Raw genomic sequence first — 13,180 nt, forward strand, 5'->3', positions numbered from 1 at the left:
GTCCCCAGGAGGCTGTTGTGGAACCGTCACTCGCCTCCCTGGAACAAGGCATTCCCTTCGCCGACCGGCACATCGGGCCCGGTCCGGACGAACTCCGCCGCATCCTCGACGTCATCGGCGTCGCTTCTCTCGACGAGCTCTCCGAGCGTGCCGTTCCCGAGTCACTCCGCCGGTCCGCGCAGCCGCTCGAACTCCCGCCCGCCGCCACCGAAGCCCAGGCACTCGCCGAACTGCGAGAGCTCGCCGGCCGGAACCGGCCCATGGCGCAGATGATCGGCCTCGGCTACCACGACACCGTCACCCCGCCCGTCATCCGGCGGAACGTCCTCGAGAACCCGGCCTGGTACACCGCCTACACGCCCTACCAGCCGGAAATCTCCCAAGGCAGGCTCGAAGCCCTGCTCAACTTCCAGACCATGGTCGCCGACCTGACCGGCCTGCCGGTCGCCAACGCCTCGATGCTCGACGAAGCCACCGCCGCCGCCGAAGCCATGACGCTCGTGCGCCGCGCGGGCAAATCGGCCTCGAACCGGTTCGTCGTCGACCAGGACACCCTCCCGCAGACCCTCGCCGTGCTCCGCACCCGCGCCGAGCCGCTCGGCATCGAACTCGTCGTCGAAGACCTCTCGCAAGGACTGACCGGCCTCGGGCTGGGCGGCGACTTCTTCGGCATCCTGCTGGCGTACCCGGGCGCGTCCGGCGCGGTGCGCGAGCTGGACCTGACCATCGCCGACGCCAAGAAGCACGGCGCCGCGGTGATCGTCGCCGCCGACCCGCTCGCCCTCACGCTCTTGCGGCCGCCCGGCGAGCTCGGCGCCGACGTCGGGTCGACGCAGCGCTTCGGCGTCCCGCTCGGCTTCGGCGGCCCGCACGCCGCCTACCTCGCGGTCCGCAAGGGCCTCGAACGGCAGCTGCCGGGGCGGCTCGTGGGCGTCTCGAAGGACGCCGACGGCGCCCCCGCGTACCGGCTCGCCCTGCAGACCCGCGAGCAGCACATCCGCCGCGAGAAGGCGACGTCGAACATCTGCACCGCGCAGGTCCTCCTGGCCGTGCTGGCGTCGATGTACGCCGTGTACCACGGGCCCGACGGCCTGCGCGCGATCGCGCTGCGCGCCCACCGGATGGCCACCGTGCTCGCCGCCGGACTCTGCGAGGGCGGTGTCGAGGTCGTGCACGGCGAGTTCTTCGACACCGTCGTCGCGGCCGTCCCCGGCCGGGCGGGCACCGTCGTCGAGGCGGCGCGCGACCTCGGCGTCAACCTGCGCCGGATCGACGACGACCACGTCGGCGTCGCCTGCGACGAGACCACCACCCGCGAACGGCTTGCCTGCGTGTGGAAGGCGTTCGGCGTCTCGGTGTCCGATGTGGACGGCCTCGACGCGGACACCGCCGACGCGCTCCCGGCCCCGCTGCGGCGCACGAGCGAGTTCCTCACCCACCCGGTGTTCCACGCCCACCGCTCGGAAACCGCGCTGCTGCGCTACCTGCGGCAGCTCGCGGACAAGGACGTCGCCCTCGACCGCAGCATGATCCCGCTCGGCTCGTGCACCATGAAGCTCAACGCCACGGCGGAGATGGAACCGGTCACCTGGCCGGAGTTCGCCGGCCTGCACCCGTTCGCGCCCGCCGAGGACGCCGCCGGGCTCCTGGAGGTCGTCGCCGACCTGAGCGCGTGGCTCGCCCGGATCACCGGCTATGACACGGTTTCCCTGCAACCCAACGCCGGCAGCCAGGGCGAGTTCGCCGGCCTGCTGGCCATCCGCGCCTACCACCGGTCGCGCGGCGAAGGCGAGCGGGACGTCTGCCTGATCCCGGCCAGCGCGCACGGCACGAACGCGGCGAGCGCCGTGATGGCAGGCATGCGCGTGGTCGTCGTCCGTTGCGACGACGAGGGCAACATCGACCTCGGCCACCTGCGGTCCACTGTGGACGAGCATCGCGCCGACCTGGCCGCGATCATGATCACCTACCCGTCGACGCACGGGGTCTACGAGGACACCGTCGGCGAGGTGTGCGCGCTGGTGCACGACGCCGGCGGGCAGGTGTACGTCGACGGCGCCAACCTCAACGCGCTCATCGGCGTCGCCCAGTACGGCCGCTTCGGCGCCGATGTCTCACACCTGAACCTGCACAAGACGTTCTGCATCCCGCACGGCGGCGGCGGACCCGGCGTCGGGCCGATCGGGGTCCGCGCGCACCTGGCGCCGTTCCTGCCGAACCACCCGCTGCAGCCGGCCGCCGGTCCGGCGACCGGGGTCGGGCCGGTCAGTGCGGCGCCGTGGGGGAGCGCGTCGATCCTGCCCATCTCGTGGGCGTACGTCCGGATGATGGGCGCCGAGGGCCTGCGCCGGGCGACGCTGGTGGCGGTGGCCAACGCGAACTACGTCGCCCGCCGTCTCGGGGAGCACTTCCCGGTGCTGTACGCGGGCCACGGCGGGCTCGTCGCGCACGAGTGCGTCCTCGACCTGCGGCCGGTGACGAAGGCGACCGGGGTGACGGTCGACGACGTGGCCAAGCGCCTGGCGGACTACGGCCTCCACGCGCCGACGATGTCGTTCCCGGTGGCGGGCACGCTGATGGTGGAGCCCACCGAGAGCGAGGACCTGGCCGAGCTGGACCGCTTCTGCGACGCGATGATCGCGATCCGCGCGGAGATCGACCGCGTCGCGGCGGGGGAGTGGCGGCTGGAGGAGTCGCCGCTGCGCCAAGCCCCGCACACGGCGAAGTGCGTCACGGGCGAGTGGGACCGACCCTACAGCCGCGAGACGGCGGTCTTCCCGGCCGGGGCGACCGCGGCGAAGATCTGGCCCCCGGTCCGCCGCATCGACGGCGCGGCCGGCGACCGCAACCTGGTCTGTTCCTGCCCGCCCCCGGAAGCCTTCGCCTGACGGTCGGGAGTGCGTAACAGTGTTAGAACACTGTTACGCACTCACGACCCCGGGCCCGACAGGCAGACCATCAGCCCAGTGCGGCTGGTCAACCCCAGCTTGCGGTAGATCTGCTGCAGGTGCTTCTGGACCGTCCGCGGGCTGATCCCCAGCCGGCGGGCGATCTCCCGGTCGGTCGCGGCCCGCGCCACCAGGCCGGCCACCTCCCGTTCGCGGGCCGTCAGCACCTCGACCGCCCCGCCGGCGACCGGCCGGACCGGCGGCCGGGACTCCCGGGCGAACGCCTGGGCCAGGTGCGGTGCCAGCAGGTCCACCAGCTCCCGGTCCCGCGCGGCGAACCCCGGCCGGGACCGGCTGAGCGTGAGGACCCGCCCGTGCCGGTCGTCGACCTGGACCACGCACAGCAGCTGGTCGACCGTGCCGCGCGGGCGGTAGAAGTCGGTGTAGAACGGCAGCGCGCGCAGCGTCCGCAGGTCGGCCAGGTCGCTCAGCGCGGCGGACGTGCCGAGCCGCAGCGCGCCGGAGCGGTAGGCCGCGAACCCCGGGTGCTGGTGCACGTGCGCCCGGAACTCCGGGTGGCGCATCAGGTTCTGCTCCGGCCGGTCGGTGACCGTGCCGGTCAGCCGGCGGGTGGTGTGCTCGGTGCTCGTGCACGAGACGACGTCGCAGCCGACCAGCCGGCCCAGCCCGGCCAGCCCTTCGCCCGGCCCCGCGGTCTTCAGCTCGCGCACGACTTCGAGGGCGCGGTGCAGGCACCGCGCCGAGACTTCACTGCTCACCCGTATCCCCCTCGGTTCTCCCGGTCGGAAAAGACCCGGGCGAACCGAGGGAGATACGAACCGGGTGTTACCGGGCGATCCGGACGTTCAGCGTGGTGTTCGAACCGGCGCTCACCATCGACTGCGCGATGCTGCTGATCCCCGCCGGCGCCGAGTACTGGTTGTTGTTGCTGTCGTCCTCGTCGTCGGTGTGGAAGAAGCCCGAGGAGTCGACCCCCGAGAACACCAGGTAGCTGAACCCGACGGTCGGGAACGCCGTCGTCGTGGCCACCCCCGGCGCGAACAGGCAGAACCGCAGCAGCGTGTTGCTGTCGCTCACGTTCGGGAAGATGTTGCCGGAGAACGAGTTGTTGTTGCTGTCGTCCTCGTTGTCGAACCGGCGCGAGAACTCCTGCGAGCCGTTCGGGCAGTTCGCGCCGAGCTTCAGCACGGCGTAGGGCCGGAACGAGCCGGACTGCACGACCCCGCGGAACGCGGTGCCGTTGACCCGGCAGAAGAACATCTCGGTGTTGCTCGTGCTGCTGACCGCCCCGATGAACCCGCCGCGCGAGTTCGCGTTGCCCGAATCCTCGTCGTCCATCCGGATCACGATCGCCTCGGTGCCGACCGGGCACGACCGGCCCGACGGGATGACGCCGACGTCGGTCGTCGCCGCGCTCGCGGGCGCGGCGGACACGGTGAGCGCCCCGGCGAGCGAGGCCAGCAGCAGTGCCGGAACGGTGAAGAGTCGTTTCATGGTGAGCCTTCCTCCCCATTGCTTCATGACCCGTCCAGGACACCAACCGGACCGGGAAACCGGCCATACGCACTTCTGCGTACGCACCCGGCGACCGCACAGGAACGGGAGGTAGGTTGACGCCATGGCGAATGCGCACGGTCCTGATGGGACGTCCGTGGTCGTGACCGGCGGCAGCGGCTTCATCGGCCGGGCCGTCGTGCGCGCCCTCCGCGAGCGGGGTGTCCCGGTCACCGTCGTCGACCGCGTCCCGTTCCCCGAAGACCCGGGCGGCGTCCGCGTGGTGACCGGCGACCTGCGAGAGGCCGCGGTCCGCGAGGAAGCCGTGACGCCGGAGACCGCCGGGATCGTGCACCTGGCCGCGCTGACGTCGGTGCTGAAGTCGGTCGAGCTGCCCGAGGACACCTTCGCCGACAACGTCCTGGTCACCCAGGAGCTCCTGGAGCTCGCCCGCCGCCGCGGGGTGCCGAAGTTCCTGCTCGCCTCGACCAACGCGGTCATCGGCGACGTCGGCTCCGCGACGATCACCCCGGACCTCCCGCTGCGCCCGCTGACGCCGTACGGCGCCACCAAGGCGGCGTGCGAAATGCTGCTCTCGGGCTACGCCGGCGCGTACGGCATGACGACGTGTGCGTTGCGGTTCACCAACGTCTACGGCCCGGGAATGTCCCACAAGGACAGTTTCGTGCCGCGCATGATGCGCGCCGCGCTGACCGGCGGCGGCGTCAAGGTCTACGGCGACGGCCGCCAGCGCCGCGACCTCGTGCACGTCGACGACGTCGTCCGCGCGATCCTGCTGGCCCTCGACAGCGGCCACACCGGCCGCGCGATCGTCGGCGCCGGGCGCTCGGTGTCCGTGCTGGAGATGGTCGAAGCCGTGCGTGAGGTGACCGGTGCGGAGCTGCCCGTCGAGCACGTCGACGCGCCGGCGGGGGAGATGCCCGCGGTGGTCGTCGACGTTTCGGCCAGCGCCGAGACCATCGGGTACCGGCCGGAGGTCTCGCTGACCGACGGCCTGGCCACGGCGTGGAAGTACTTCTCGAACCTCGACCGTCCACAAGCGACACCGTGAAGGCTTTGCTGAAGCGGCACTGGCTGCTGCTCCTGCTCCTCATCCCGGCGATCGTGCTGCGGGTACTGACCTGGCTGGCCTACCAGCCGGCGCTGCTGTACATCGATTCGTTCCGCTACATCGACAACCTGCACGCGCTGCGGGCCGACCAGCTCGACCCGATCGGCTACGACCTGGTCCTGCGCCCGCTGCTGGCCGTCGGCGGCCTCGCCTGGGTCGCGGCCGTCCAGCACGTCGGCGGGATCCTCATCGCGATCGGTGTGTACGGCCTGGTGCTGCGCCTCGGCGGCCGCCCGTGGGTCGGCGCGCTGGCCGCCGTGCCGGTGCTGCTCGACGCCTACCAGCTGCAGATCGAGCAGAACATCATGTCCGAGGTGACGTTCGAGGCGGTGCTCCTCGGGCTCCTGTGGCTGCTGCTCGGCTGGGGCACCCCGGGCTGGAAACGCGCCGGCGCCGCGGGGCTGCTGCTCGGCTTCGGCGTGCTGACGCGGCTCATCGGCATCTCCCTCGCCTTGCCACTGTTGGTGTTCCTGGTCGCCGCCGGGGGAGCGTGGCGGCACTGGGCGGGCTGGCGCCGGGCCGGTGTCGGGCTGCTCGGCCTGCTCGTCGTGCTCGTCCCGTATTCGGCGCGGGTGCATGCGGAGACCGGCAAGTGGGGCCTGACCGGGCCGTCCGGGAACATGCTCTACGGCCGCACCGCCGCCGTCGCCGACTGCGCGAACCTCGACCTCGCGCCGGAACTGAAGGTGTTCTGCCCGGCCGAGCCGCGCGAGACGCGGCTGGTGGACAACTACACCCACGCCGACCTCGACCCGAACTGGCCGGGCCCGCTCCCGCCGGGCGCGGACAAGGCCGCGCTGGCGCACGAGTTCGCGATCGACGTCCTGAAGGAGCAGCCCGGAGATGTCGCCGACGCGGTCCTGAAGGACTTCGCCAAGAGCTTCGCCTGGACCCGCGAGCAGGACCCGACCGACGTCCCGCTGGACCGGTGGCAGTTCCAGCTCGCCTACCCGCAGTGGGCCGACCAGTCGCTCATCGACCTGGTCACGCAGCAGAACGACGGCGTGAACGCGAGCGTCGACCAGCCCTTGGCGAAGATCCTGCGCGACTACCAGCTCGGCGGCGGGTACGTCCCGGGCGCGGTGCTGGGCATCGGCGCGCTCATGGGCCTGCTGACGGTGTTCCGCCGCAAGAAGCCCCTGGACCCGGCCCGCGCGGGGGCGCTGCTCGCGGCGTCGAGCGGGTTGATCCTGCTGTTCGCCTCGGCGGTGTTCCAGTTCTCCTGGCGCTACCAGATCCCCGCGCTGGCGCTCTTCCCGGTGGCGGCGGCGCTCGGCTTCACCACGCTGACCTCGGCCAGCCGGAAGCGCCTCGCCGCGTTCCCCGACGACGTCGACACCGGCGCCCTCGACGACTTCCGCGGCCGGCACCCGGAGCTGAAGCTGGCACCGCTGACCGTCGTCATCGCCGCCTACAACGAAGCCGGCGGGATCGGCGAAGTCCTGGAGAAGATGCCCGACGAGTGCCTCGGCATGCGCGTGGACGTGCTCGTCGTGGTCGACGGCGGCACCGACGACACGGCCGCCATCGCCGAGGAGCACGGAGCGTACGTCTGCGTCGCACCCCGCAACCGCGGCCAGGGCGCCGCGTTGCGCCTGGGCTACCACCTCGCCGCGGAAGCGGGCGCCGAGTACGTCGTCACGACCGACGCCGACGGCCAGTACGACAACAGCGAGCTGGAAGTTCTGGTCCGCCCGGTCGTCGAGGGCACCGCGGACTTCGTCACCGGGTCCCGGCGGCTCGGCCACGAAGAGGCCGACAGCCGCGTCCGGTGGCTGGGCGTGCGCGTGTTCGCCGTGCTGGCCTCGGTGCTGACCGCGCGGCGGATCACCGACACGTCGTTCGGCTTCCGCGCGATGCGGGCGGAGCTGGCCTGCTCGGTCCCGCTCAACGAGCCGCAGTACCAGTCGTCGGAGCTGATGCTCGGCGTGACCGCGCGCGGCGCCCGCGTCGTCGAGCTGCCGATGAGCATGCGGCTGCGCAAGGCGGGCAAGAGCAAGAAGGGCGGCAGCCTCGTCTACGGCGCGAACTACGCCCGGGTCATGACGGGGACGTGGTGGCGGGGGTACGTGCTGCGCCGCGGGCGAACACGAGCCGGTCGAGCAGCGTGAACTTGACGACGAACACCAGCGCGTAGCTCGCCACGTACGCGCCGTCGACGAGCACGACCCACCAGAAGTGCGGCAGGTCCAGCGGCGTGAGCAGCGAGCCCGCCAGCGTCGTCAGCCCGATCGAGGCGAGCCCGCCGAGGCCGATGACGGCCAGGTAGGGCAGCAGTTCGCGGCGCACGCGCGGGCGCCCGGTGCGGCCCCACACCCAGCGCCGGGTGACCACGAAGTTCAGCACCGCGCCGGCCGCCCAGGCCAGCGTGCTCGCCAGGGCCGCGGCGCCGCCGGAGCCGAGCACGGCGAGCAGGACGACCTGGCTGAGGACCGTGGCGGCGACCGACGTCGCGGCGGCGCGGGCCAGCCGGGCCCAGCCGCGGCGGCGGGTCTTCTCCGTCGTGCGGGGCCGCACGCCGTTGGTTACGGTCGTCATGCCCCCATCCTCCCCGCGGGCCCGGAGCGCCGCCGTCCGGGTCCCCTACGCATAGGAGATTCACAGCCTATTGCCAGGTCTTCATCAGCACGTGATCGATAACGTCGGGGGGCGTAAACGAGCAGGAAAGGCGGCACAATGCGAGTGCTGGTTCTCGGCGGTGACGGATATCTGGGCTGGCCGACCGCGCTTCACTTATCGGACAAAGGTCACGAGGTAGCCGTTCTCGACAATTTCGCCCGCCGCGGTTACGACGCCGAACTGGGCGTCGAAAGCCTCGTGCCGATCGAATCCCTCGCCGGCCGGATCGCCGCGTGGGAGGAGGTCTCCGGGCGCACGATCACCAGCTACGAGGGCGACCTGCTGGACGCGGAGTTCCTGTTCGGGGCGGTGCGGGACTTCGGACCGGACGCGATCGTCCACTACGCCGAGCAGCGGTCGGCGCCGTACTCGATGATCGACCGCGAGCACGCGGTGTACACCCAGCACAACAACGTGATCGGCAACCTGAACCTGCTGTACGCGATCGCGGAGATCGATCCGGCGATCCACCTGGTCAAACTGGGCACGATGGGCGAATACGGCACGCCGAACGTCGACATCGAAGAAGGCTGGCTGGACCTCGAGCACAACGGGCGTTCCGACCGGGTGCTGTTCCCGAAGCGGCCCGGCTCGTTCTACCACCTGACCAAAGTGCACGATTCGCACAACATCGAATTCACGTGCCGCGCGTGGGGGCTGCGCGCGACGGACCTCAACCAGGGCATCGTGTACGGCCAGCAGACGCCGCAGACGGCGGCCGACCCGCGCCTGGCGACCCGCTTCGACTACGACGCGGTGTTCGGCACGGTGCTGAACCGGTTCGTCATCCAGGCGGTGCTGGGCCAGCCGCTGACCGTGTACGGCAAGGGCAGCCAGACGCGCGGGCTGATCGACATCCGCGACACCGTCGAGTGCATCCGGCTCGCCGTGGAGAACCCGGCCGAGGCGGGGGAGTTCCGCGTGTTCAACCAGATGACGGAGAGCATGTCGGTGGCCGCGATCGCCGACCTGGTCGCCGACCGGTTCCCCGGGCCGGTGCAGATCGAGCAGCTGGAGAACCCGCGCACCGAGGCGCCGGAGCACTACTACAACGTGAAGCACACCGGGCTGGTCGGGCTGGGGCTGGAGCCGCACCTGCTTTCGGACACGCTGATCGAGTCGATGTTCGACATCGTCGGCGCCAACAAGCACCGGGTGAACCCGGAGAAGCTGCGCCCGACGGTGCGCTGGCGGGGCGCGCTTAAGGGCTAGCGGGTGCGGCCGGCGTGCGGGTTCCCCTGCCCGGGAGCCCGCACGCCGCGTTTTCAGCCGGGGATCTTGTCCAGGAAGCCGTGCACCTTGGCGATCTTCCCGTTTTCGAGTTCGACGACGTCGAACCCGATGGCGACCGGCTCGGCGGCCCCGGGCGTGCCGAGGTACCACTGGAACCGCGCGAGGTCGTGGTGCGCGTCGGGCTCGGCGGGCAGGCTGAAGGTGAGCCCGGCGAACTGCTGCTGGGCCCCGCCGACGAACTGGTCGATCCCGTCGTGGCCGGTGACCGCGCCGAGCGGATCGGTGTAGCTCGCACCGTCGGTGAAGAGGTCGCCGATGAGGGCGCGGCGCTTGTCACCGTCGGTCTCGTTCCAGACGGCGATGTACTGCTCGACGAGGGTGCGGACGTCGGTCATGGGGTGCTCCTTCGGTTGGGGGACAACGAGTTCTGCCGTCCCGGTGCTGAGACCGACTCTGGCGGACCCGCGGCGGCCCGTCGATTACGCGCGAGGTAATGCCGCGGCGGCGTCTGAGCCGCTGGCCGCCATTACCCCCGAAGTAATGGCAGCCGCCCCGTGATCGCCGTAGCGTCGCTCGCGTGACGACCACAGTGCAGGCGGCCGCGCGGCAGCGGCCCGTGGGGCAGCTGCTGCGGGAATGGCGTGACCGGCGCCGGATCAGCCAGCTCGACCTCGCCATCTCCGCGGACATCTCCACCCGGCACCTCAGCTTCGTCGAAACCGGCCGCTCGCAGCCGAGCCGGGACATGGTGCTGCGGCTCGGCGAGCACCTCGACGTCCCGCTGCGCGAACGCAACCGGCTGCTGCTCGCCGCCGGGTTCGCGCCCGCCTACACCGAAAACGCGCTGGGGGACCCGGAAATGGACGCCGTCCGCCGGGCCGTCCGGCAGCTGCTCGCGAGCCACGAGCCCTTCCCGGCCGCCGTCGTCGACCGGAACTGGGACCTCGTCGACGCCAACGCCGCCGTCGGTCTCTTCGTCGCCGGCATCCCGGCCGAGCTGACCACCAACGTCCTGCGGGCGACCCTGCACCCCGACGGCATGGCCCCGCACGTCCTCAACCTCGGGGAGTGGCGCGCCCACCTGCTCGGCCGGCTGCGCCGCCAGGTGGGCCAGACCGCCGACCCCGGGCTGGCCGGGCTCCTCGACGAGCTGCGCGGCTACCCGTGCGACCAGCCCGTGCCCGAGGTGGAGGTCCCTGGACCGGGTGACATCTTCGTCCCGCTGAAGTTCCGCCACGAGGGCACCGACCTGACGTTCTTCAGCACGGTGGCCACGTTCGGCACGCCGCTGGACGTCACCGTCGCGGAGCTGGTGATCGAGGCGTTCTTCCCGGCCGACGCGGCGACCGCCGCATACCTGCGCGAGCGGGCCGTGTCGGTGGAATGATGGGGGACACCCGCGCAGCATCCGACGTGAGGATCACCGGTAGATGGCCCCGCCTTCGCTCGCCCTGTCCGACGGAGTCCGCATCCCCCAGCTGCTGTTCGGTGTCGCGGGGCTGACCGCCGGCGAGACCGGCCGCGCCGTCCGCATCGCCCTCGACGTCGGCTACCGCGGCTTCGACACCGCGCCCGGGACCGAGGCGGCGGTGGGCACCGCCCTCGCCGGCACTCCCCGGGACGAGCTGTTCGTCAGCTTCAAGGTGCCCGCGCAGGGCTACGACACCGCCCGCCGCGCCGCCGACCAGGCGCTGACCGCACTCGGCGTCGAGCGGGCCGACCTGTGCCTGCTGGACGGCACGAAAGGCGCGTTCACCGACACCTGGCGCGTCCTGAGCCGGCTGCGCGCCGACGGCCGCGTGCGTGCGATCGGCGTCGCCGGCTTCGGCGTCGCGGAACTGCGCCGGCTGATCGACGCCACCGGCGCGGTTCCGGTGCTGAACCAGGTCGAGCTGCACCCGTGGCTGCAGCAGCTGCCGCTGCGCGAGTTCCACACCGAGCGCGGCATCGCGACCGCGGCGTCGAGCCCGGCCGCGAACGCCGGGCTGCTCGCCGACGAGACCGTCACCGCCCTCGCGGCGAAGTACGGCAAGACCCCGGCCCAGATCGTGCTGCGGTGGCACCTGCAGGCCGGCACGGTCGCCGTGGCGGCCTCGGCCACCACGACCCGCACCCGCGAGAACTTCGGGATCTTCGACTTCGAGCTGGCCGACGACGACCTCGCCGTGGTGGCCGAGCTCGACAACGGCACGCGCGTCTAGGCGGACTTGATCCCGGCGGCGGCGAAGTCGGCCTGCTGGGCCGGCTGCTCGAGGTACTCGCGGAACGTCTGCGCCGCGCGGAGCACGGTGTCGTCGATGCCCTGCCCGGTGAGGCCGATGAACGGGTAGTCCGCGGACCGGGCGCTCGCCACCGACTGGGCGGGGGAGCCGATCATCTCGGGCTTCTTCTGGGTCAGCTCGCTGACCCAGTACGACGATTCGGGCAGCCACGCGGCCGGGAGACCGCCGATGGAGTCCAGGTTCGCCCGGCCGACCAGCGCGTCGAGGACCTGCGAGGACGCTTTGGCGTCGATCGTCACGTGCACGCACTGGCCGTGCACGACGGTGGCGGCCTGGTTCCAGCGGTCGGCGGCGGCGGTCAGCGGCTTCTGCACGCTCGGCGTGACGACGATCCGCATCTGCGACGTGCCGCCCGAGCAACTGGCGGCCTGCGCCTCGGCGCGGCTGTTGAGCTCGCTGTCGGCCCAGTTCCAGCCGATCACGCCGAGCCCGATGAGGGCGGCGAGCACGGCGCAGGCGATGGGCCAGCCGGCGATCCGCCGCCGCGGCGCCTTCTTGCCGACGATCCGGTGCGAGCCGGTGGCCTCGGCCTTCCCGGCGATCCGGTGCGAGCCGGTCGTCTCGCTCTTGCCGGTCGTTTCGGTCTTGGCGGTGGTCTCGCTCTTGCCCTCGGCGCGGTGCGGGCCGGTGGCCTCACCGCGTCCCGGAGCGCGGCGGGAGGCGGTCTCGCCGGCGTCGTCGCGGCGACGCCGGCGCGGGGTGCTTTCGCCGCCGGCGGGAGTGGGGCGGTCGAGGGTGCGGCCGGTCTTCTCCCCGCGGCCGGCGGTCCGGACGGCGCCGGAGGCTTCGCCGCGGGCCGTGATCGGGTAGTCGCCGGAGGCGTCGTCGTGCCGGGTGATGACCTCGGTCCGCTCGGCGGCGGTCTCGTCCCGCCGGGCGGCCGGGAAGGAACCGGAGGCTTCCCCGCGACGCCCGGCACGACGGCCGGTCCGGGGCTGCGAGCCGGGGGCCTCGCCACGGCGGGCGGGCGGTTCGCCAACGCCGGCGACCGGGTAGGAGCCCGACGCCTCGCCGCGACGAGCGGCGGGGTGCGAGCCGGTGGTTTCGCCGCGCCCGCCGATGGGGTGCGAGCCGGTGGCTTCGCCGCGTCCGGTGACGGGGTGCGAGCCGGCGGCTTCGCCACGTCCGGTGACCGGGTGTGAGCCGGAAGCTTCGCCACGCGCGGCGACGGGGTAGGAGCCGGAGGCCTCGCCGCGACGAGCGGCGGGGTGCGAGCCGGTGGTTTCGCCGCGCCCGGCGACCGGGTACGAGCCGGAAGCTTCACCGCCGCCGGAGACGAAGTACCCGGACGACTCGCCGCGGGGCGTGCCGCGGCCGGCGATCCCGAAGGCGTCCGAAATGGAGCTGCGCTTCGGGGTCTTCGCGGGTCCTGCGACCGGGTAGGAGCCGGATGCCTCACCACGGCGGGCGTCGTCCGGGTTGCGGCGGCGAGGAGCGGCCGAACGGCCCTCGGCACGGTCCTGAGGGTGCGGCACGGGCTCGTCGTCCCGGGTGTGTCGCCCCATCGTCGT

Annotated in this window: 11 protein-coding genes; 6 read left to right on the forward strand and 5 right to left on the reverse strand. The window is 72.3% G+C overall.

Annotation, left to right across the window (positions count from 1 at the left end):
- The first annotated feature begins 17 nt into the window (after window positions 1–17).
- On the forward strand, window positions 18–2,888 hold the full coding sequence (gene gcvP / locus ACIQWX_RS20830) for an aminomethyl-transferring glycine dehydrogenase (RefSeq protein WP_400873228.1): 2,871 nt from the start codon (window positions 18–20) through the stop codon (window positions 2,886–2,888).
- 41 nt (window positions 2,889–2,929) lie between these two features.
- Here gcvP and ACIQWX_RS20835 read toward each other — a convergent pair whose 3' ends face one another.
- Both ACIQWX_RS20835 and ACIQWX_RS20840 read right to left on the reverse strand, forming a co-directional pair.
- Window positions 2,930–3,667, reverse strand: a complete 738-nt coding sequence (locus tag ACIQWX_RS20835) for a response regulator transcription factor (protein ID WP_400873231.1) — start codon at window positions 3,665–3,667, stop codon at window positions 2,930–2,932.
- A 67-nt stretch (window positions 3,668–3,734) separates the two neighbouring features.
- Window positions 3,735–4,403 carry a hypothetical protein gene (locus ACIQWX_RS20840; RefSeq protein ID WP_400873233.1) on the reverse strand — a complete coding sequence of 223 codons (669 nt, stop codon included), beginning with the start codon at window positions 4,401–4,403 and terminating at the stop codon, window positions 3,735–3,737.
- Between the two features lie 124 nt (window positions 4,404–4,527).
- Here ACIQWX_RS20840 and ACIQWX_RS20845 point away from each other — a divergent pair, with 124 nt between their 5' ends.
- Both ACIQWX_RS20845 and ACIQWX_RS20850 read left to right on the forward strand, forming a co-directional pair.
- Window positions 4,528–5,475 carry an NAD-dependent epimerase/dehydratase family protein gene (locus tag ACIQWX_RS20845; protein ID WP_400873236.1) on the forward strand — a complete coding sequence of 316 codons (948 nt, stop codon included), beginning with the start codon at window positions 4,528–4,530 and terminating at the stop codon, window positions 5,473–5,475.
- Window positions 5,472–7,646, forward strand: coding sequence for a glycosyltransferase family 2 protein (locus ACIQWX_RS20850; RefSeq protein WP_400873238.1), 2,175 nt, complete (start codon window positions 5,472–5,474; stop codon window positions 7,644–7,646). Before ACIQWX_RS20845 ends, ACIQWX_RS20850 begins: the two co-directional genes overlap by 4 nt.
- On the opposite strand, the gene ACIQWX_RS20855 is transcribed toward ACIQWX_RS20850, so the two are convergent.
- The gene (locus tag ACIQWX_RS20855; RefSeq protein WP_400873241.1) at window positions 7,576–8,073 is read right to left on the reverse strand and encodes a GtrA family protein; all 498 of its coding nucleotides are present in this window, start codon (window positions 8,071–8,073) and stop codon (window positions 7,576–7,578) included. The genes ACIQWX_RS20850 and ACIQWX_RS20855 overlap by 71 nt on opposite strands.
- Before the next feature lie 138 nt (window positions 8,074–8,211).
- Between ACIQWX_RS20855 and ACIQWX_RS20860 the strand changes: the two genes are divergently transcribed.
- Complete coding sequence (locus tag ACIQWX_RS20860; RefSeq protein ID WP_400873244.1) at window positions 8,212–9,366, forward strand: NAD-dependent epimerase/dehydratase family protein; 1,155 nt, start codon at window positions 8,212–8,214, stop codon at window positions 9,364–9,366.
- Between the two features lie 53 nt (window positions 9,367–9,419).
- Here ACIQWX_RS20860 and ACIQWX_RS20865 read toward each other — a convergent pair whose 3' ends face one another.
- Window positions 9,420–9,782, reverse strand: a complete 363-nt coding sequence (locus tag ACIQWX_RS20865; protein WP_400873247.1) for a nuclear transport factor 2 family protein — start codon at window positions 9,780–9,782, stop codon at window positions 9,420–9,422.
- A gap of 182 nt (window positions 9,783–9,964) precedes the next feature.
- Here ACIQWX_RS20865 and ACIQWX_RS20870 point away from each other — a divergent pair, with 182 nt between their 5' ends.
- Together ACIQWX_RS20870 and ACIQWX_RS20875 are read left to right on the forward strand one after the other, a co-directional pair.
- A complete protein-coding gene (locus ACIQWX_RS20870; protein ID WP_400873250.1) occupies window positions 9,965–10,774 on the forward strand; it encodes a helix-turn-helix domain-containing protein in 810 nt (269 codons plus the stop codon).
- A 43-nt stretch (window positions 10,775–10,817) separates the two neighbouring features.
- Window positions 10,818–11,588 carry an aldo/keto reductase gene (locus tag ACIQWX_RS20875; protein WP_400873253.1) on the forward strand — a complete coding sequence of 257 codons (771 nt, stop codon included), beginning with the start codon at window positions 10,818–10,820 and terminating at the stop codon, window positions 11,586–11,588.
- Here ACIQWX_RS20875 and ACIQWX_RS20880 read toward each other — a convergent pair.
- On the reverse strand, window positions 11,585–13,174 hold the full coding sequence (locus ACIQWX_RS20880) for a hypothetical protein (RefSeq protein WP_400873255.1): 1,590 nt from the start codon (window positions 13,172–13,174) through the stop codon (window positions 11,585–11,587). The two genes, ACIQWX_RS20875 and ACIQWX_RS20880, sit on opposite strands and share 4 nt — an antisense overlap.
- Between the last annotated feature and the right edge of the window lie 6 nt (window positions 13,175–13,180).

It is taken from the genome of Amycolatopsis sp. NPDC098790 (assembly GCF_044759945.1).
GTDB lineage: Bacteria > Actinomycetota > Actinomycetes > Mycobacteriales > Pseudonocardiaceae > Amycolatopsis.

What these genes read in the sequence shown, in the direction of transcription:
- ACIQWX_RS20840 (WP_400873233.1), bottom strand. Translation starts at nt 4,403, where the DNA reads ATGAAACGACTCTTCACCGTTCCGGCACTGCTGCTGGCCTCGCTCGCC.
- ACIQWX_RS20845 (WP_400873236.1), top strand. Translation starts at nt 4,528, where the DNA reads ATGGCGAATGCGCACGGTCCTGATGGGACGTCCGTGGTCGTGACCGGC.
- ACIQWX_RS20855 (WP_400873241.1), bottom strand. Translation starts at nt 8,073, where the DNA reads ATGACGACCGTAACCAACGGCGTGCGGCCCCGCACGACGGAGAAGACC.
- ACIQWX_RS20860 (WP_400873244.1), top strand. Translation starts at nt 8,212, where the DNA reads ATGCGAGTGCTGGTTCTCGGCGGTGACGGATATCTGGGCTGGCCGACC.
- ACIQWX_RS20865 (WP_400873247.1), bottom strand. Translation starts at nt 9,782, where the DNA reads ATGACCGACGTCCGCACCCTCGTCGAGCAGTACATCGCCGTCTGGAAC.
- ACIQWX_RS20875 (WP_400873253.1), top strand. Translation starts at nt 10,818, where the DNA reads ATGGCCCCGCCTTCGCTCGCCCTGTCCGACGGAGTCCGCATCCCCCAG.
- ACIQWX_RS20880 (WP_400873255.1), bottom strand. Translation starts at nt 13,174, where the DNA reads ATGGGGCGACACACCCGGGACGACGAGCCCGTGCCGCACCCTCAGGAC.